The 20,981-nt window shown below is 34.6% G+C and carries 17 protein-coding genes; 8 read left to right on the top strand and 9 right to left on the bottom strand.

Annotated elements, in window-relative coordinates:
• Window positions 1-54 precede the first annotated feature (54 nt).
• The 4 genes from HM987_RS15315 to HM987_RS15300 form a co-directional block, all read right to left on the bottom strand.
• Entirely contained in the window at window positions 55-669 is a 615-nt protein-coding gene (locus HM987_RS15315; RefSeq protein ID WP_179008911.1) for a deoxynucleoside kinase, read from the bottom strand.
• A gap of 3 nt (window positions 670-672) precedes the next feature.
• A complete protein-coding gene (locus tag HM987_RS15310) occupies window positions 673-1,467 on the bottom strand; it encodes a hypothetical protein (RefSeq protein ID WP_179008910.1) in 795 nt (264 codons plus the stop codon).
• Between the two features lie 109 nt (window positions 1,468-1,576).
• Window positions 1,577-2,260, bottom strand: coding sequence for a response regulator transcription factor (locus tag HM987_RS15305; protein ID WP_179008909.1), 684 nt, complete (start codon window positions 2,258-2,260; stop codon window positions 1,577-1,579).
• Window positions 2,253-3,794, bottom strand: a complete 1,542-nt coding sequence (locus HM987_RS15300; protein ID WP_179008908.1) for a sensor histidine kinase — start codon at window positions 3,792-3,794, stop codon at window positions 2,253-2,255. Before HM987_RS15300 ends, HM987_RS15305 begins: the two co-directional genes overlap by 8 nt.
• A 126-nt stretch (window positions 3,795-3,920) precedes the next feature.
• Between HM987_RS15300 and HM987_RS15295 the strand changes: the two genes are divergently transcribed.
• The 5 genes from HM987_RS15295 to HM987_RS15275 all read left to right on the top strand — a co-directional run bounded on the left by HM987_RS15295 (window position 3,921) and on the right by HM987_RS15275 (window position 10,013).
• Window positions 3,921-4,292, top strand: coding sequence for a hypothetical protein (locus HM987_RS15295; protein ID WP_179008907.1), 372 nt, complete (start codon window positions 3,921-3,923; stop codon window positions 4,290-4,292).
• 10 nt (window positions 4,293-4,302) lie between these two features.
• Window positions 4,303-5,157 carry a GLPGLI family protein gene (locus tag HM987_RS15290; RefSeq protein WP_179008906.1) on the top strand — a complete coding sequence of 285 codons (855 nt, stop codon included), beginning with the start codon at window positions 4,303-4,305 and terminating at the stop codon, window positions 5,155-5,157.
• 135 nt (window positions 5,158-5,292) lie between these two features.
• The gene (locus tag HM987_RS15285) at window positions 5,293-6,150 is read left to right on the top strand and encodes a GLPGLI family protein (RefSeq protein ID WP_179008905.1); all 858 of its coding nucleotides are present in this window, start codon (window positions 5,293-5,295) and stop codon (window positions 6,148-6,150) included.
• Between the two features lie 112 nt (window positions 6,151-6,262).
• Entirely contained in the window at window positions 6,263-7,174 is a 912-nt protein-coding gene (locus HM987_RS15280; protein WP_179008904.1) for a GLPGLI family protein, read from the top strand.
• A gap of 46 nt (window positions 7,175-7,220) precedes the next feature.
• Window positions 7,221-10,013 carry a TonB-dependent receptor gene (locus HM987_RS15275; protein ID WP_179008903.1) on the top strand — a complete coding sequence of 931 codons (2,793 nt, stop codon included), beginning with the start codon at window positions 7,221-7,223 and terminating at the stop codon, window positions 10,011-10,013.
• A gap of 37 nt (window positions 10,014-10,050) precedes the next feature.
• Here the strand turns inward: HM987_RS15275 and HM987_RS15270 are convergent, their stop codons facing one another.
• The 3 genes from HM987_RS15270 to HM987_RS15260 all read right to left on the bottom strand — a co-directional run bounded on the left by HM987_RS15270 (window position 10,051) and on the right by HM987_RS15260 (window position 15,124).
• Window positions 10,051-11,871 carry a carboxypeptidase-like regulatory domain-containing protein gene (locus HM987_RS15270; protein ID WP_179008902.1) on the bottom strand — a complete coding sequence of 607 codons (1,821 nt, stop codon included), beginning with the start codon at window positions 11,869-11,871 and terminating at the stop codon, window positions 10,051-10,053.
• 156 nt (window positions 11,872-12,027) lie between these two features.
• On the bottom strand, window positions 12,028-14,451 hold the full coding sequence (locus HM987_RS15265; protein WP_179008901.1) for a sodium-translocating pyrophosphatase: 2,424 nt from the start codon (window positions 14,449-14,451) through the stop codon (window positions 12,028-12,030).
• 145 nt (window positions 14,452-14,596) lie between these two features.
• Window positions 14,597-15,124: an inorganic diphosphatase gene (locus HM987_RS15260; RefSeq protein ID WP_179008900.1), complete on the bottom strand. Its 528-nt coding sequence runs from the start codon at window positions 15,122-15,124 to the stop codon at window positions 14,597-14,599.
• 365 nt (window positions 15,125-15,489) lie between these two features.
• On the opposite strand from HM987_RS15260, the gene HM987_RS19585 reads away from it, so the two are divergent.
• The 3 genes from HM987_RS19585 to HM987_RS15245 all read left to right on the top strand — a co-directional run bounded on the left by HM987_RS19585 (window position 15,490) and on the right by HM987_RS15245 (window position 17,173).
• Complete coding sequence (locus HM987_RS19585) at window positions 15,490-15,939, top strand: RDD family protein (protein WP_306293676.1); 450 nt, start codon at window positions 15,490-15,492, stop codon at window positions 15,937-15,939.
• A 119-nt stretch (window positions 15,940-16,058) separates the two neighbouring features.
• Window positions 16,059-16,631, top strand: a complete 573-nt coding sequence (locus tag HM987_RS15250) for a hypothetical protein (protein WP_179008899.1) — start codon at window positions 16,059-16,061, stop codon at window positions 16,629-16,631.
• A 104-nt stretch (window positions 16,632-16,735) separates the two neighbouring features.
• Entirely contained in the window at window positions 16,736-17,173 is a 438-nt protein-coding gene (locus HM987_RS15245) for a DUF4174 domain-containing protein (RefSeq protein ID WP_179008898.1), read from the top strand.
• Window positions 17,174-17,217: 44 nt separating this feature from the next.
• Here the strand turns inward: HM987_RS15245 and HM987_RS15240 are convergent, their stop codons facing one another.
• Window positions 17,218-19,728 carry a DUF5686 and carboxypeptidase-like regulatory domain-containing protein gene (locus HM987_RS15240; RefSeq protein WP_179008897.1) on the bottom strand — a complete coding sequence of 837 codons (2,511 nt, stop codon included), beginning with the start codon at window positions 19,726-19,728 and terminating at the stop codon, window positions 17,218-17,220.
• An 86-nt stretch (window positions 19,729-19,814) separates the two neighbouring features.
• Window positions 19,815-20,792 (bottom strand): pyruvate dehydrogenase complex E1 component subunit beta, encoded by a 978-nt coding sequence (locus tag HM987_RS15235; RefSeq protein ID WP_179008896.1) that lies wholly within the window; start codon window positions 20,790-20,792, stop codon window positions 19,815-19,817.
• Window positions 20,793-20,981: the final 189 nt, after the last annotated feature.

Genomic DNA, 20,981 nt, shown 5'->3' with positions numbered 1-20,981 from the left:
TGGTCGCAAAAATAAGTGTATAAAATTGAAATTATGTTAGGTAAAAGCTAAGGTTTAGAATAAGCCATTAATTTGTGCATCAATTCTATTGATGATGTCTCCCAAGTCCTCAGGATTGACGACAAAATCGAGATTATCTACATCAATAATCAACAAATTTCCTTTGTCGTAAGTAGAAATCCAAGCCTCATAACGTTCGTTTAGTCGGCTTAAGTAATCAATGCTAATGGTGTTTTCATAATCACGGCCTCTTTTATGTATTTGAGCGACCAGATTAGGAATAGAACTGCGCAAGTAAATCAATAAATCCGGTCCTTTTACAAAAGATTCCATGAGTTGGAATAAGGACGAATAATTCTCAAAATCACGATTGGTCATTAAACCCATGGCATGTAGGTTGGGCGCAAAAATATGAGCATCTTCATAGATGGTTCTATCTTGAATGATGTCTTTTCCACTATCGTGAATTTGGTTCACCTGGCGAAATCTGCTGTTTAAGAAATAGACCTGTAAATTGAAGCTCCAACGTTCCATTTGGTTGTAGAAATCATCTAAATAGGGATTGTCAACGACGTCTTCCAATTGTGCTTCCCACTTAAAGTGTTTGGCCAGTAATTTTGTGAGCGTCGTTTTTCCAGCTCCTATATTTCCTGCAACAGCAACATGCATAATCTATTCTATTTTTAGTTGGTAATGGCGTAGTAATTTTTCGTCGTAAATATACACCGATTCATTGGTTACCAAAAACTGATTTATTAACATTTTTGGATGTTCAATAGGTTGAATTTGAGATTCGTTTTTCTCTAAAATATAGAGTTTATCAAGGGTTTTTAGAAGTAAATGTGCTTTATTAAAAGCCAAACTTTCATAGCCTTTGTTTTTTAGTTTTTGAAGTAAACTGCCAAAATAATTATAGACATAGAGATGATTTTCGGTCAGTAAGTAACAATAATTATAGTCGCTTTTTAAATCCAAGACTTGAGACTGAACAGGCATAGTTTTTAGTTTTATTGTTCTGGATTTATAATCGTACAATTCCAAATACTGAAAGTCTTGGTTAAAAAGCCATAAAGTATTGTCAAAACCTGTGGATACGAAGGATACATTTTTATAGGGTTGAACCGTATTAAAGTCAATTTTGGAAATTTCAGCCAAGCGATTATCTAAAATTACAACCGTATTAAAATCTTGGTAAAATAGATTTATTTTTAAGGGATTAAATATGTTTGCAGATGCAATCTCGCCCAACTGAAAATTAGCATAGGTAATAATGGTATCCTTTGTTTTTTTATGAAATGAATTGTTTTCGGTAGCGTAATAAAGGGTTTCGAAGGTATCAATTCCAAAAACGGCTTTAGCTTCAACTTTTATAGAATCTTTTAAAGTTGCTGAAATATAGCGTTGTTTGTTCTCTTGTGAAAAGCAGAATAAACTAAAAAAAAGAAACGAATAAACTAGCTTTTGCATGATTTCGGGGAAATATGCTTGAAAAATACGAAAATTGTGGCAGCTTTATATTCAAGTGCTAGTAGGATTTTAAAACTTAGCAGGCCTAAGTCCCGTTTATATCTTAATTTTAGTCAGTCAACTTATACCCAAACCCGCGAACATTAATAATTTGAAGACGTTCATCTTTCTTCAGTTTTTTGCGAAGTTTGCTAATAAAAACATCCATACTTCTAGCCGTAAAAAAATCATCAGTTCCCCAAAGTTTATTCAATATTAAGGAACGGTCTAAAACTTGGTTTTTATTTTTAATCAAATGAAATAGTAAATGCGATTCCCTATGCGTGAGTTGAATAACGGCTTCTTCTTTAAATCTCAATTGTTGCTTCGGAAAATCAAAAGTGAATGCTCCAATAATTAATGTTTCGGAAGTTTTTTGTGTTTTGGTTCTATCGATTAGATTATGAACTCTAACAATCAGCTCTTCCATGCTGAATGGTTTTTTAAGATAGTCATTTCCACCTATGGAAAACCCCTCAACCACATCTGAAGTTTGTGATTTTGCAGTTAAAAATATAATAGGAATGGTATCGTCAATAGCTCTTATTTCTTTTGCTAATGTGAAGCCGTCTTTTTTGGGCATCATAACGTCTAAGACTAAAACTTCAGGTCGTGCTGAGGTGTATTTGCTGAAATCAACTTCACCATTTGCACAAAGTGTCACTTCAAAATCACGAGTTTCCAAGCTTTCTTTTATAATTTGACCTAAAGCAGCTTCGTCCTCTGCCAATAATAGTTTTATTTTATCAGCCATTTGGAATTTTGATTTTAAAGTTAGTTTTATGATTTTTTAGATCCAAATCAATGCTACCATTGTGTTTGTCAATGATGGTTTTGGTGTAATACAAGCCAATACCAAAACCCTTAACATCGTGAGTGTTGCCTTTTGGAATGCGGTAGAATTTTTCAAATATGCGGTCTTTGTTGGCTTTGGTTAATGTATTTCCGTTGTCTGAAATATGAATTTCTGTTTGATTTAATTTCGAAATTAAATCAATGCAAATAAGATGACCACCATATTTGGTTGCATTATCTAGAATGTTGTTGAGGGCGTTTTCAAAATGAAATGGATCGACTTCAATATTAAGCTGTTCTACATTAAAATTGGTTTTAAATTCTTTTTCAGAAAATTGCATATTATATCTCGTCACTAAAGAATTCAGCAATTCAACCAAGTTAATTTGCTCTTTATTTAGATGTAGATTGTCGCTATCTAAAGTTGCCGTCTCAAGTAGTTTTTCCACCATAAGATTCAACTTGGTCAATTGATCGGTTGACATAGAGAGGTAGTTTTTGGTTTTCTCTTTGTCTTGTATCGCATTGAAGTTGCTCATACTTTCCAAGGCCACACCGATAGTGGCAATAGGTGTCTTAAATTCGTGAGTGATATTACTGATGAGGTCGTTTTTAACTTCGGCCAATTGTTTTTGATGTTTAATGATCCTAAGCAAATAGAATAAACAGCTAATTACTGCCAAAACCAAGAATGCGGAGATTACAATGCCGCCCAGTATTCGATTTAATATAGTTTTTGTGGTGTTGGTAAAAAGTATAGTCAAAAAGGTGCCCTTAGGCAAAAAGGTGGATTTTGTATCTGTTTGTAGGTAATTGTCCGATTTGGGGTTAGTGTCTAACTCTGGCATAACACCGTGCTCTATAGAATATTCTATATTCCTTTTAGGATCTTTATAATCGAGATAAAAATCTACATCTATATTTTTTCTCTTAAACTCTTCTTTGACTAGGCTGTCTACTTTTTTTAAATCGAGTGTATCATTCTTTATGGAGACTACTATTTTTGAGGTCAATATTTTTAAGGAAGAGATATCTGCAGAATCTTCTACAGCCGCTTTCATTGATTTAATTTGAGCCTTAAAAGAATCAACTGAGATGGTCTGCTTTTTCTTTTCGTAAGTAGCATTCATGGAATCCACCGCTCGACCTCTAAATACTGTGATGCCATCTATGTTTTCAATTTTTAAAGAATCTAAGTTGGAAAACTTATTATTTTGCTGGTCAATTTTGGAGAGCATATTACTTATTTTACTCCCTTCTTTAAATGCATTTTTCTGACTATCGCCAGATAACGAAAACCCAATGGTGGTTTTTTCGGCCAAATCAGCGTAGTAGTCATCAACTGCTTTATCGAGGCTTATTTGCACATCGTTAATGAGCTGTTGCTTGTTGCTCTGGTAGTTTTTATAATTCCAATATACTTGTATAATAATTGTTGAAATGATAACCACAATTATGGTATAAAGAATCCAACTGTATTTATTCGCATTCATATTTCAAAAGTAAGCCATATAACCGTTATAATCTCAATCGGTTAACACTCGTTAACGTTGGTTAACTAAAACCCGTAATTAATTTCTTGATATTTGTAGTGTATTAATCATTAAAACCATTATGTCATGAAAAATTTAGTAACTTGTTTCATCGTATTAGCCACAACTTTTGGATTTAGCCAGATCAAAACAGGAAATGGAATGTTAGTTAAAAAAACGACTAAAGTAGAAAATGTAGCCGTCACAGTAACTGTGGATTCTGTTGAGGATATTGAAAAAACATTTGAGGTTGAAGACATTGAGGAGATTTTAGAAAAAACAGATGATGACGAAACATTGTCGTTTAAGATTGTTTGTAACGGAAAGACCATGTCTAATGGTAAAAAAGCGCATTTATCTTACAAGATCGAAGGCAACTCGAATGAAGTTGATGTATTTTTAAAAGGAGTTGAAAAATTAAGAGCTTCTGCCATCAATTACTATAACAATAAAGACTAAAATAATAAATATGAAAATAATAATCAACATTATATTCTTTGCATTGACAGCACTAACTGTTGCGGTCAGTGCCCAAGATTTTCAAGGAGTAGCCACTTACAAGACCCAACGAAAAATTGAAATTAAAATGGATAGTACCAAAGTAAACGATGCTATGCAATCCCAAATGATGGAAATGATGAAAAAGCAATTCCAGAAAACCTATAACCTCACCTTTGACAAATCCTCATCAATATACCAACAGGAAGAGGAGTTGTCGAAACCGCAAGTTGGTGGTGGTGATTTAATTGTTTCATTCGGTGGAGGTGGAGGTTCTGATATTTTTTACAAGAATGTTCAAACCCAAAACTACATTGATCAAAAGGAAACGATGGGTAAAAAGTTTTTGATAAAAGATTCCATTTCAAATATAGAATGGCAACTACAGTCCGAAACCAAACATATTGGTGAATATTTGTGTTTTAAAGCGACTTATATTAAGCAAGTCCCTAAAATCAATCTGAATTTTAGCAGCAATTCCAATAAAGAAGAGGAGGAAGAGAATGAGAAAAAACCAGAAATGGAGGAACGCACTGTTACAGCTTGGTACACACCACAAATTCCTGTAAGTAACGGACCTGCAAAATATCAAGGTTTACCTGGTTTAATTTTAGAAATCCATGATGGAAAACTAACTATTATCTGTAGTAAAATTGTAATTAATCCAGAAGATAAGATTGAGATTGAAGCACCAACTAAAGGGAAAGAAGTCAGTCAAAAAGAATATGATGAGATTATGGAAAAAAAAGCCAAAGAAATGATGGAACGATATGCGCCACGTAAAGGTTCTAAGGATTCTGGAATCGTAATATCTGTTGGAGGCTAAAGCTTTAAATACTAGAATGAAATAGTTTTGGCAATTATAATGCTAAGTGTGCTGTTAATTATTTTGTAAACTGACGCATTTCGTTTAATCTTTAGGTATATTTGATAAACAAAATCATTTTAATCGCCATCAACTATGAAATCAATTTTACTTAAAATCGGTATAGTTCTGTTAAGTTTAGGATTTTTGACTAGCTCTAAATCCAAGGAACATCAAAATGTTCAAGAATTTCAAGGTCAGGCATATTATTTTTCGAAATCTAAAATGGATTTAGGAACTTGGGGAGCAAGAATGAGTGAAGAGCAAAAAAAGGAAGTTGCGGCACGTTTAAAAAATAGACTCGAAAAAACCTATGTTCTTACTTTTAATAAAGCGGAATCGTTTTTCAAGGAGGAGGACAAATTAGACGCGATGTCAGGAGCAACTGATTCTTGGGGGAAAAATTTCGTTCCAGGTAATCAATATAAAAATGTAAAGACTAATGCGCAAATACAAAACCAAGAGTTTTATGGTAAAAACTTTTTAGTTAAAGATAAATTGCAACCGATTGAATGGAAATTGGGAAAAGAAACAAAACTAATTGGCGATTATACATGTTTTAAAGCAACCGCTTCTATTCCCACAAATGAGCTTACATGGTACGACTTTTCTTGGAGTAAACTGAGAAACGCTGAAAAAATAGAAGCTGATTCTACAAACGTAGGCGCTGGTAATATAGATATTGCAATGACCGAAGTTGAAGCGTGGTATACGCCGCAAATTCCTGTAGGTCATGGCCCATTGGAATTTTGGGGACTTCCAGGGTTAATCTTGGAGGTTAGTGCAGGCGATACAACATTACTATGTTCTAAAATAGTCCTAAACCCAAAGGATAAAATAGAGATTGAAGCGCCTGAAAAAGGGAAAATAGTAACAAAAAAAGAGTATCAGGAAACTATTACTGAAAAAATGAAAGAATTTAGAAGCAATCGTAGTGGTCGTGGTCGAGGTTAATAACCTTAACACAAGTTTAACGACTGAATTTTGAACTTTTCTTCTTATGTAGAGTCTTACGAGAGGTAAGATTAACTAAATTCGTTATTGAGTTTAAACAAGCACATAAAAGATGAAGACATTAACACTTAAAATTGCAATACTTTTTACGATACTTTTTGCAGGTTCCAATGTATTTGCTCAAGATTTCCAAGGAAAAGCGTATTACCAATCCAAAACTACCATGGATTTGGATGAATTCGATGTAGGCGATATAAGTCCAGAACGTAAAAAGCAAATCATGGAACGTATGAAAAGCTTTTTTGAAAAGGAATATATCTTAACCTTTACGCAAGCCGAATCCATATACAAAGAAGATGAAAAGTTAGAAGCACCAGGTGGTAGAGGATGGTCTGGAGGCTTTGGCTCTAGTTTTGCAGCAGGACCAAAATACAAGAATGTAAAAACGAAAGAAGTGATCCAAGATCAAGAATTTTTTGGAAAACAGTTTTTAATAAAAGATGATCTCAAAAATCTAGAATGGAAAATGGGCACTGAAACCAAGAAAATTGGTCAATATACTTGCTTTAAAGCTACGGCAATTAAAGAAGTGGACAAATTAGATTGGAGAAGTATGAGAAGACGTGGAAGAGACAATGATAAAAAGGATGAAAAAAAAGAAGGGAAAATGGCAAAAGACAGCACCAAATCTGGAGATATAGCCCTTTCAGAATCTGATGATCCTATGAGCGAAATCGAAGTGCCAAAAACTATTGAAGTCGTGGCATGGTATACACCACAGATTCCAGTAAACCAAGGTCCTGATGATTTTTGGGGTTTGCCAGGTTTAATTTTAGAAGTCAATGCAGACCGAACCACCATTCTTTGTACCAAGATTATCCTAAATCCTGAAGAGAAAGAAATCATAGAAAAACCTGAAAAAGGAGATGAAGTCACCCAAGAAGAATACAATGACATTATTACCAAGAAAATGGAAGAAATGCGAGAGATGTATGGCGGACGTGGTCGTAGAGGCAGGGATTAAATTACAAATCTTAAGAACCAAATTCCAAAATTAATAATTTAAACTTATGAAGAGAATTTTAGGGCTATTATGTTTCATAGTGGCAAGTAGTGCTTTTGGCCAAATTAAAATGACAGGCGTCGTAAAAGATAGTATTGGTACGCCTTTAGAATTGGCCAATGTGATTGCCATTAATAAAGAATCAAATACCTTAGAATCTTATGCCATTACTGATGCCAACGGAAAATATATTATTTCGTTAAGTAAAAATGGTCAATACAATATTCAGATAAGCTACATTGGTTTAAAATCTGTTGATGAAGTTGTTGAAACGAAAGAAGCGGATATTACTAAAGACTTTCAAATGCTTTCCGATAATGCGCTCGATGCTGTAGAGTTGACTTATGAAATGCCAGTGACGATAAAAGGAGATACATTAATCTACAACGCAGATTCCTTTAAAAACGGAACAGAACGAAAGCTTGAAGATGTATTGAAAAAATTGCCTGGTGTAGAAATAAACGCAGATGGAAAAATTGAAGTCGAAGGCAAGGTCGTTAATAAGTTAATGGTTAACGGTAAGGATTTCTTTGATGGCGATTCAAAATTGGCGACAAAAAACATACCTTCAAATGCCGTGGATAAAGTTCAGGTGTTGCGCAATTATTCGGAAGTGGGTCAGCTAAAAGGCGTTCAAAATAACCAAGATAATGTGGCCATTAACATCAAATTGAAAGAAGGAAAAGAAAACTTTTGGTTTGGTGATGTGACAGCAGGTGGAGGTGTAGCGCCATCTCCCAATGACGAATTGTATTTAGTGCAACCTAAATTATTCTACTACAGTCCAAAATATAGTATTAATGTTATAGGCGACCTGAATAATACAGGCGAAGTGGCACTTACAGGAAGGGATATTCGGAATTTTGGTGGTGGTTTTAGATTACCAAGTAATGATAGTGGAACAAGCATCAATCTTGGTGACAATGGATTACGTGGATTAACGGATCTTGGAGATGCACAAACTATTGAGTCTAAACTAGGAGCTCTTAATTTTAGTTATGCGCCAACAAAGTCATTAGATCTTAGTGGATTTGTAATTTATAATAGCAATCGATTGAGCACAAGATTAAAAAGTTTTTTCGATTATATTGACGTCGAAGATGATCCAAGTACACCTAATATAAATGAGTCTCAAAGTGTTCCACCAGATGAGAGAATAGATCAAACTGGTAAGGAAGCCACCAACCAAGGTTTGGCAAAATTGAGTGCTAAATATCAGCCAAATGCGAATAATCAGTTAGATTATGATGTACTTGCACGCATATCGAGTGATTCTGAAACGCAAAATGAGTTTTCTTCTGTAGTGGGAAATACCAATGAATTTAATGAAGCGGAACCATATAGCATCAATCAAAATTTAAATTATTATTATACGTTAAACGAGACCAATATTTTTGCTTTTGAGGCACAACATTTATTAAAGGACGAAGATCCTTTTTACAATGCGCTTTTACCCAACGACCCAACGAATAACATGGCTGCACCAAATGAGCGCGATGCTTTTGATAATACAGCAGATGCTTTGGGTTTCAATAGAGCGCAGAATGGTTATAATCTTAATCAGGAAAGACGCATTAAATCTAGTCAGCTTGATGCCAAATTGGATTATTACAATATTTTGAATTCAAAAAGCAATATCAACTTCACCTTAGGTACCATTTTGAGTACGCAGAAATTCAACTCTAATATCTTTCAATTTTTGGATGATGGTTCACTGTTTGATCCTGTGGCAAATTTAACGAATGAAGAAGGCGATGTATTGCGAAACGAAAATGACACTGAGTATAACTTTAGTGATGTGTATCTTGGCGTACATTACACCTTGAAAACGGGCAAATTCACCTTTACACCTGGATTTTCGGTACATGCTTATGGCAATAAAAACACACAGTTTGGCGCAACTTACGAGGATAATTTTTTTAGGATATTACCCGATTTTGAAACCCGAATTCAATTCAAAAAAAGTGAGCGATTGATTTTTCGATATAATATGAAAAATGCATTCACGGACGTTACAAGTTTAGCAGAAGGTTTAGTTTTAAACAATTACAATAGTATTCAATACGGAGAACCAGACCTTCAAAATTCGTTATCACACAATCTCAACCTGAGTTATTTTAGTTTTAATCTATTTAACTACACCAACGTTTTTGCCACATTAAACTATAATAAAAACATTGATCAGATTCGGTCATTGACCAATTTTGATAATGTGATAAGAACGAGTAGTTATTTCAATTCTAATTTTGCAGACGAAAGTCTAAGCTTTATTGGACGTTTTCAGCGAACGTTTGGTAAGCTAAGAGCAAGTATCGGAGCGAACTATAATTATAGCAAAATCAATCAGTTTATTCAAGGTGTAAGATCCGTAAACGAAAGTTTTTCTCAAACCTATAGACCCGAATTGAGCACTAATTTTAGAGAAGCACCAAATGTTACTTTAAGATATCAGTACAGTATAAGGAATAATAATCAAGGCGATAACGATACGCAGTTTATAACTAGCGCACCATCTATAGAATTCGACGCTTATATTTGGGATGCCCTGACTTTTAAAACGGATTATTCCTATACCAATCAAAGTAGTGATGTTAGTCCATCGCAGTCATTCCAAACTTGGAATGCCAGCTTGGCTTACAGAAAAGATAGAGATGCCAAATGGGAATATGAAGTAAGAGCTTCTAACTTGTTGGATATAGATTCAGAAGTGAATAATGGTTCTAGTAATATTTCGGTGTATAGCTCAGAGACCTTTGTACTTCCTAGATTTGTTACTTTTCGATTGACTTATACATTATAAAATAAAAAGCCTTCTAAATTGAGAAGGCTTTTTTTTGTTAGTTATCTCGTAATACATGAACAATGCCAGTTATAGTATGAGGATTACCTTCTTCATCTTCATATAAACCATTAAAATTTATATCAATGTATTCACCAACCGCTCCTAAAGCGGTTAAATTGAAAATGATATTATTGTTTTCATTAGAAACGCTTAGGCAAGCAGTACTACTAATAGTGAATCCCGTATTATTACCATCACTTCCATCACTAGCAAGGTGATTATAAGTTCCTAAAAAGTCAGGATTATTTAATAATCCTAACGTATAAAAGCATTCACCTTGTATATTAGAAAAAGCAGTCATGACAAACGAATGTTCAGGCAAGTTAGGGTTATCTACATAAAAATATGCTGAAATATCTACAGTAAGTAATACACCCTGGCTATCGTCTATTGTATATTGTACAAATTCAGAGACAGAATTACATGTCGATAAAGCCCCTAAAGTAGTGATAGGTGTTGTAAATGTATAATTAATGTTATCTGTTGTTTGCAAGTTAACATAATCAATGGCTTTAATGCTAAAAATATTGTTGTCAGTACATCTCAATAAATTTATTTCAAAAGCGCCATCTTCAACGATATCGATAAAGGTTTGATTACCATAAGTGATTTGGACATAGCCTTGACTAACTGCATCACCGTTACAATTGTTAAATGTTCCTACTACATTTTCCTGAATAATATCTGGATTATCTGGTACCACTGCACTAGTATTTGTGTCTACGCTAAAAGGACCAATAGTTTCAATATATACAGGAGAGTCACCACATAAATCATAATTGTAAATATTCAATTCTAAAGTTTCATCACTTGGCACAAAACCACAAACTTTACCATTTTCGTTAGTGTATCCATAAGTGGTTCCGAAATTTGCACTAGTAATGCTAACTGAAAGATTAGCTAAAGGAATTCCATCTTCATCTATAGTATTAATGCATAGTGTAATCGCTTCAGTTGGTATATCACAATTCCAAAAAGAGAAATGAGAAACAGTACCAACATACATATTACCTTGTAAAGTAGCTTCGCCTTCTTCTATCCAATAGCCTTTGGCTTCATCAAAATACCAAAGTGGAATGGTGGCAGGAGCAATAGACATTAAACTTGGGTCAACAGACATTTTAATTTCAGAAGTAGAACCTTCCGCTAAGTTTAAGTCTTCGCCAGAGCTTCCTCTTAGTTCTACTGCTAGCATGCCAAGGGTTTGTAACATTCGTTCTGCACCTTCAGAGTTTTGGGCATATAACATTCCTGGCATTTGTTTAGACATATCCTCATTTGCTGGATCTAAATGATGCACCATAACATCTACAGATCCTGAGTAAGTAGAACCATCTTCTTTAATAAAATTACCATCGAAACTCACTGAACTTCCATTATTTAATGTAACAGTTTCAGAACTACCACTATTTATTGTGGCAATTACATTGGCTTCCAAAAGCATAATTTTTACTTTATTTGTGCCTTCAGATGGCACAACACTTCGAGAACCGTGTATGTAACCGGCCTTTTCTGCCTTTACGTAGCCAAAACGTTGGTTAACGTCAGCATCTCTTAAAATAAAGATACCATTACTGTCGGTTAAAACTGTTTCATTACCAATGGTAATAGTAACGCCTTCAATTGGAAGCTTGTTTTTGTCAACAACAGTTCCGAGAAAATCTCTTGAGATTTCATTTCCAAAATATTCAGAAAACGAGTCTGGTATATATACTTGTGATCCATTTCCGTTTGTGACGCTATCATCTTTATGGCATGAAGTAAAAACAAAAAGACTTAAAGTAAAAATGTACGTGACAATTTTGAATGATTTCATAATTGATTGGTTTGGTTTTCTATTATACAGATGAAAAAACAACAAAAGGGTTGCGTAAAAAAATGAATTAATCTCATAGTTATCAGAAAATCTCAAAAGAAAAACCCTCAACATTAACAAAATTGTCGAGGGTTTTTAATCTTACTGTTCTAAAATCTATCCTTTAGAAATATCTATCTTTTCAATTACTTTTTTAATCTTACCAGTTTTGTCAGTTAGAGATGCTTCAAAATCTTTTAATTCTTTTTCTACTTCGGCTTGTGTACCTTCAAAAACAATAGTTTCCAGCACTTTTTCGCCATCCTTCATTACTGAATAATCGACGGTAGCTTTCGCCATATCTTCAGAATCAACGGTCATTTCAATGGAAACGTTTTCATCGCTATTTGCCAAACCAGTTTCTTCGGAGTGACCTCCTAATATTGGAGCAATCACTAGACCAATCAAACAAGTCAGTTTAATTAAGATGTTCATAGAAGGACCAGAAGTATCTTTAAAAGGATCACCAACTGTATCTCCAGTTACTGCAGCTTTATGGGCTTCAGAACCTTTAAAGGTCATTTCTCCATTGATTTCCACGCCAGCTTCAAAAGATTTTTTGGCGTTATCCCAAGCGCCTCCAGCGTTGTTTTGGAAAATTGCCCAAAGTACACCAGAAACCGTAACACCAGCCATATAACCACCTAACATTTCAGCAATCGCTAAAGGATCCATTCCAAAAATCATAGGAATAAATGCAATAGCTAATGGGAAACCAATGGTTAATAAACCTGGTAACATCATTTCTTTTAAAGAGGCTTCTGTTGATATTGCCACACATTTATCGTATTCTGGTTTTCCTGTACCTTCCATAATTCCTGGAATATCCCTAAACTGACGACGTACCTCTTCTACCATTTCCATAGCCGCTTTACCTACAGCATTCATGGCTAATGCAGAAAACACTACTGGCACCATACCACCAACAAATAACATCGCTAATACAGGTGCTTTAAAGATGTTTATTCCGTCAATGCCTGTAAACGTTACATAGGCAGCAAATAAGGCTAATGACGTTAATGCAGCAGATGCGATAGCAAACCCTTTTCCGGTTGCTGCTGTTGTATTTCCTACGGAGTCTAAGATGTCTGTACGTTCTCTCACGATTGGTTCTTGTTCGCTCATTTCAGCAATACCGCCTGCGTTATCAGATATTGGGCCAAAGGCATCAATCGCTAACTGCATAGCTGTTGTTGCCATCATTGCAGAAGCAGCTAAAGCCACACCATAGAATCCTGCAAAAGCATAAGATGCCCAAATTGCACCAGCAAATAATAATACGGATGGGAATGTAGAGATCATACCTGTTGCTAAACCTGCAATGATGTTCGTTCCTGCACCCGTGCTTGACTGCTGAACAATATTTAAAATTGGTTTTTTACCTAATCCTGTATAATATTCAGTTACCGAAGAAATAACGGCACCAACAAATAAACCAACTAAGGTGGCGTAGAATACACGCATCGAGGAAATTTCTTGTAAACCTTCACCGAAGAACTCCATTCTCATGGTTTCAGGTAACATATATTTACAAAGACCAAAACATGCTAAGGCCACTAGGATAATAGATGTCCAGTTTCCTTTATTTAAAGCTCCCATTACCTGAGACTCTTTAGCATCATTACTATTGATTTTAACTAATAATGTTCCAATAATCGAAATGATTATTCCTACTCCAGCAATGGCCATTGGTAATAAAATTGGGCCTATACCACCAAAACCTAATTCAGAAATATTGCCTCCCATGTCCTTAATAACATAATTTCCTAAAACCATGGCGGCCAAAACCGTAGCGACATAAGATCCAAATAAATCGGCTCCCATACCAGCAACGTCTCCCACATTATCACCAACGTTATCCGCAATGGTTGCGGGATTTCGTGGATCATCTTCTGGAATACCAGCTTCAACCTTACCAACTAAATCTGCACCAACATCGGCAGCTTTTGTGTAGATGCCGCCACCAACTCTCGCGAATAAGGCGATAGATTCTGCTCCAAGTGAAAACCCAGCTAAGGTTTCCAAAACAATAGTCATATCCATGGTGTTTGTCCATACACCGTCCATAAACACATGGAAAAATATGATAAAAAATACCGTTAAACCCAAAACCGCTAAACCGGCAACACCAAGACCCATTACTGTACCACCTCCAAAAGATATCTTAAGGGCGTTTGGTAAGCTTGTACGTGCAGCCTGTGTGGTTCTCACATTCGTTTTGGTTGCTATTTTCATTCCGATGTTTCCAGCGAAAGCAGAAAATACAGCTCCAAATATAAAGGCGATTACGATTAGCCAATGGGTTGTTGGAACAATAAAAGAAACCACAGCTAGAAGTACACTTACTATGACTACAAAAATGGCCAATAATTTATATTCGGCATTTAAGAAAGCTAATGCGCCTTCGTAGATGTGATCTGAAATTTCTTTCATTTTGCCATCTCCAGCATCTTGTTTCATAACCCATGATTTTTTTATAACCATGTAAATTAATCCTAAAGCAGCCAAAGCTATTGGCATGTAAATCATCATTGATTCCATATTATAATATTTAATTTGATTGTTTTTTAGCTGGGCAAAAGTAGTAAAATGAATTATATTTTACGAAAAAAGCAATATCAATTGCTCAATATTGCTTTTTTGGTATTTTAAAGTTTAAAAATTTGTCTATTCTTAAACCAACTAATTATATTGTAAACGTGCGCTTCTTTTTGTGATCACTTTCGTCATAACGTTGTACACATTCGTGATAAATTTGAATTGCTTCTGCAGCATCTCCCCAACCACCAACATCAACTTTCTTTTTTTCTAAATCTTTATATACTTGAAAGAAATGCTCTATTTCTTTTAATCTATGCGGATTTAAATCGCTTATATCTTTATTATTACTCCAAATAGGATCCGATACTGGTACACAAATAATTTTTTCATCTGGTCCTTTTTCATCAGTCATGTGGAAAACACCGATTGGTCTTACTTCCATAACTACCATTGGGTAGGTTGGCTGATGTCCTAAAACCAAAACATCCAAGGGATCGCTATCTAAAGCCAAGGTTTCAGGAATAAAACCATAATCTCCAGGATACATCATAGATGAAAACAACATACGATCGAAACGAATTTTATGTAATGTAAAATCGTATTCATATTTATTACGGCTTCCTTTAGGTATCTCTATTAATACATCGAAAGTTAAATTTTCTTTTGTTGACATGGTAAATTTGTTTTGTTATACTTCAAATATCAGTTGAAATATTCAACGATTTAAGAAGCTGCAAATATAGTCTATTGTTTGATTTTGGCAATGGTGTATGATCGATTTGTGGATATGGTGTTTTTGGGAGAAATATGTGCAAAATTTCCCTTATTCTGAGAATAAAACGGGATATGAGTATATTTGTTAATCTTATAACTTGTTGGCATTAATATAAATCTACCATCACAATAATGGAAAATGAATTTGAGAAAGTGATGTCCGAAAGGACAGATAAAGAATTAATAAGGATTGTAACAGTCGAAAGAGGAAGTTATAACCCAACAGCAATCGAAGCTGCAGATGCATAAGTTGAAAAACGTAATATTGATACTTCAGAATTTGAAAAAATAAAAGAAAAAGTAACCGTTGAGAAAGATAAAAAACAAAAAGTTGACTCAAATGTAGTTGGTTCAGGAATTCGATTTGTAAACTTCATAATTGACTTTATTATTTGGCTCATTATTTCAGCAATTTTGACTTTTCCTTTAAGTACAGACGATGGAAATCAAATGTTACTTGGATATGTAATTATGTTTGCGACATTCATTGGATATTATGCCCTAATGGAAATTAAGTTTCAAAAAACTGTTGGAAAGTTTTTGACAAAAACGAGAGTGATAAAAATGAACGGTGAAAAACCTGAGAATTCGGATATTATTTCTCGTACTTTTTGCAGACTCATTCCATTTGACCGAATTTCGTTTTTATTCGTGAAAAACGGAATTCACGACTTTTTGTCAAAAACTAAAGTTGTAAAAGACACAATAGACTAAAATTAGTAATACTAAAATCTTCAATATTGAAAGCTTTCAAAATTTCATTAAATATATATTTCCTAAATGAGATCCTCATAATACGTAGCCATTTTAAGCATTATTCCAACAAAGCAAAAATGAACAAATCCATAATCATACTACTCGTATTCACCATAACATTTATAAGTTGCAAAAACACGGACAAAACAGTTAACAAGCTATACATTGCAAAGCAATACTACAAAGCCCTTGACCAATCTGATGGTGCTGCTCTAAAAACAATGTTATCCGATAGCCTGATGACTACAATACCTGAATATAATTATATACAGACATATTCTCAGGAAGACTATATTGAGAATTGGTTGAAATGGGATTCGGCATTTGAGCCTACTTACGAAATCCTTCAAATGGAAGCCGACAACGGTATGGTAAAAGCAAAGATTTCAAAGTTTGACAAAAGAATCACTTTGCTTCACGAAAAACCATTTATTACCGTTGAAATTATAAGATTTCAAAATGATAAAATTAGTTCTGTAGAAACAGAATATGTGAGTTGGGATGAAAAAACTTGGGAAAGAAACAGAACAGAACTCCTAAAATGGATTGATGAAAACCATCCTGAATTAAATGATTTCATATTTGACCAAACGGACGAAGGCGGAAAGAAATTTGTAAAAGCAATCGAGTTATTTAAAAACAGAAAATAACGAGTTTCAAAAAAGGTCGATATAGACTCTTATATAGAGATTGTATAATTTGTATCTTTATAAACCTTTGAAAATTGACTTTAGACAACATTCAAAAAAATAAAATGAGAATTCTTTTAATAGTAGCACTAATACTTATGACCTCTAAATTAACTGGCCAAAATCTTGATTCGCATAAATGGGAAAATAGACTCATCCTCATTATATCTAAAACCCAAGAATCTGAAGTTTACAAAAGTCAAATTGAAGAATTTGAAACATCATATAAAGGTTTTGCGGAAAGAAGATTAATCATATATCTTATATTACCTAATCAATATAAATCGGTGGATTACCAAAACGATAAGTCGGACAATAATTGGACGACTTCTTCTAAATTGTTTAAGAGGTATGCAGACGACCAATCAGATTTCAAAGTGATTTTAATTGGCTTGGATGGTTCTATAAAGCTTCAGCAAAATGATTTATTGACCACTGATAAACTTTTTGAAACAATCGATGCTATGCCAATGCGGAGATCTGAAATAAAAAATAGAAAATAAAACTAAAGTATCATAGTTGGCATAATACCTGATTTGATATCACACTAAAAATAAAACCCAAAACTTCCGGTAACACCAAACGGTCTTGCATTTGGTCGGTCTAAATAATTACCTCTAAAATTAAAGTCTAAGCGTAGCACTTTGAAGATATTCGCAACACCAAAACTATACTCGTAATAGATGCGCGAATCTGGCGCTACCAATGGGATTTGTACAGGGCTGCCCGTTGTATTTAAAGCAATATTGTCATCCGAGAGTTCGCCCCAAACACCTCTTAAACCCAAAATAGCCCTTAAATTATACTTTTTTAGGAATGGAATACGGGAAAAAACCCGACCATTAAAGTTATGTTCAATATGCATAGAGCTATAAGTATCCGTAACAAACTCGTAAAAATCCAATTGTGGAAACGTATTATAAATTGAAAAATAACTCTGGTTTCCAGGCACGATACTAAGTAAACCGAGTGGGACTTCTCCAAAGGTCTTTCCTAATTCTACCGAAGTCACTAACCTTCCAAATCCACCAAGTTGCCACGGTTGTATGTATGAAAACTGTACTTTGGTATAATCAAAATCACTATTAAACCAATCGCGATCGCCACGACTTAATTGCGCAAAAAGCGATGCAAAGTTATCGTTCTTATTTCTGCGTTCCACACCAAAACCTGTCATCTGACGATTAGGATAGAATGCAAGGGATAGCCTCGATTCAAATTGTTCAATCTCAGAAGAAATGCCAGTTGGCGATTCTGGATCGTTATAATTCAAACTAAATGTTGGTGACGCAGAGCTTAATTTTCTTATGCTGCCGTCTAATCGTATTTCAAAATTCCTAATGGGTTCAATAGAAAATCCAAGATTGGTCAAATTAATATTACTTAATTTGTCGTTGGTACTTGTACCGATAACTGCAGACGATGCCAAACTTCTACCTAAAACATCAGATGAACTGGTTAAACTCGCTCCAATCTGTTCCACATCGCGACGGTTACCGCCAAAAATGGTTAATCGCGAACGCTTGTCCATAAGCCATTTGCCAGAAATACCATACTTGAATTTATCATCTCTAAATCCATAGGCTAAAAAACCTTCCAGTCGCCAAAGATCATTTGGGCCAAAGTAGGTGCGTCCTCCAGTTCGTAATCTTACGCCTTCGACTTCGTTATAACCAAAAGTTGAAAAAATAGGGCCATAATCAAAATTAATACTCGGCACTTCTATATAACCCGAAGCGAGAATACTTCCTACATTGTATAAGCGTTTAAACTTTTTAACCGTTTTCAGGGTGTCCAACATTTTATAAACGCCCTTTTCATCTTTGTTTAAGGCTTCAAGTCTATTGGTTTCCCAAAAATCATCTTCCCTATTATAAACGTCGGCGTCAAAATTATAGACTTCCTTATCGTAAAAATCTGGATCTTTGGGTTGGTCAAATTTGTAGTTGTCATAAATTGTAGTCCTTTTACCATAGACACCTCGGGACATTTCCTTTTTGTTGAAAGCAAAATCCGATAGGAAATAATCGCGTTCAATAAGAAAAACGGAGTCGTTTAGAACTTCAAATTCTTGTTCTATATAAATCTCCTTAACCCAGTTGATATTCGCACTTTTTGAGGCCTGAAGGTTAATTTCTTTTATGGCATAGGTGGAATCATTGACCCAAAAGTCGCCTTTAAAGGTTAATTCGTTTTTTCGCCTTGGATAATAAATAATATTATAGCACCATTTGTTACCAATAAAGGCGCTATCGGACAACACGTAATTGTAAGTTTGGATGCCTGTTCTACTCAAGGGACTTACAAAGCTTTTATCAAAAAACTTTAGGTAATTGTCATAAACGTTATATTCGGAATAGAGATCATCAATAAAATCGATAATAACCTGGTTATTACTAAATCCGGAATTTTTATTCCCTATGAGATCTTCACGTTCTTTATTGATGATATTATCACCAGATATTTTCTTAACGGATTCGTTTAAAAAAATGGGTAAATAGGTTTTTCCTGTAACATTAGACGTGTCCACTTCTTCAAAGACAAACTCCATACCTTTAAAGAGCTTACTTTTTATTAAAGCACTATCTATGGTGTTGAGATCAAATTCTACCTTTTCGTATTGATCGTATTCATACTGTTTAAACTGACTCAGCCCATTTTGACGTTTTCGTTCCCAGATTTTTTTAAGAATTCGTATCGCTGGATTTTCAGAGGCCTTTTTAGATTGTTTTCCTGTTACGATGAGCACTTCGTCCAATGAGGATGTTTCTTCTTTCAGTATATATCTTAAATCGTAATTGACACGTTTGGTCAGCGGAATTTCTAGCATTTCAAAACCGACAAAGGAAATAATTAGGGTATTCCAGTTCTCGTCAGATTCCAAATAAAACTTTCCATCTTCATTGGTAATGGTGCCTTGGGTAGAGCCTTTGAACAGCACATTGGCAAAGGGAATAGGAACACTATTTTCATCATAGACGTAACCACTAACTTTGGTCTGAGCTACTGCGGATAAAAAACCTAGAACTATAAAAAGTATTGATAATTTTAACTTCATAATAAAAAACAAACTTCATCAACAACCATGCTAAACTATAGTTTAAGGGTTACTGATGAAGTTTACTAAACGCAGAAAACTGCTATTTATTTGTACATTACTTTTTTTACTGCTTTAATAACATCGTCACTATTTGGCAGCCATTCTTCTAATAAAACCGGAGAATAAGGCGCAGGAGTGTCTGCAGTATTTATTTTTACAATTGGAGCATCCAAATAATCAAAGGCTTCCGACTGAACTAAATAAGTGATTTCTGTTGCCACATTTCCAAAAGGCCATGCCTCTTCCAAAACGACCAAACGATTTGTTTTCTTTACAGAAGTTAAGATCGCTTCTCTATCCATAGGTCTTACCGTACGTAAATCTATGATTTCACAAGAAATGCCTTCTTTTTCTAATTCGTCTGCAGCTTTGTAGGCTTCTTTTATAATTTTACCAAAAGATACGATAGTGACATCGGTGCCTTCACGCTTAATCTCTGCAACACCAATTGGCAGCACATATTCACCATCTGGTACCTCACCTTTATCACCATACATTTGCTCGCTTTCCATAAAAATAACAGGATCGTCATCTCTAATGGCAGCTTTAAGCAAACCTTTGGCATCATAAGGGTTGGATGGCACTACGACTTTTAAACCAGGCGTATTAGCAAACCAATTTTCAAAAGCTTGCGAATGCGTTGCACCTAACTGACCAGCAGAGGCTGTTGGACCTCTAAATACGATAGGACAATTAAACTGACCACCAGACATCTGCCTGATTTTTGCCGCATTATTTATAATTTGATCAATACCAACTAAAGAGAAGTTAAAGGTCATATATTCTACAATAGGCCTATTGCCTGTCATTGTGGATCCAATAGCGACGCCCGCAAAACCAAGTTCTGCAATTGGTGTATCAATAACACGTTTGGCTCCAAACTCATCTAACATGCCTTTAGATGCTTTATAGGCACCATTGTATTCTGCTACTTCTTCACCCATAAGATACACACTTTCATCTCGGCGCATTTCTTCGCTCATGGCTTCACAAATAGCTTCTCTAAATTGAATTGTCTTCATCCCATCTTCCGTCTCCCTTAATGGAAGAACTTTTTTAGTTAAAAAATTATTCTAAGAACAAAAATAATAATTCTATACTATATAATGCCATTAAATCTTTAACGAAAAAAGAAAAAATTAAGAAGACTGACTATTATTTGAACCCGTGTGGCTTTTAACGAAATCTTTTTAATTTGTAAATCGAAAAAT

It is taken from the genome of Winogradskyella forsetii (genome assembly GCF_013394595.1).
GTDB classification, from domain to species: Bacteria; Bacteroidota; Bacteroidia; order Flavobacteriales; family Flavobacteriaceae; genus Winogradskyella; species Winogradskyella forsetii.
The sequence above is the reverse complement of the archived record's forward strand: the minus strand, read 5'-3'. Positions and strand labels throughout refer to the sequence as shown.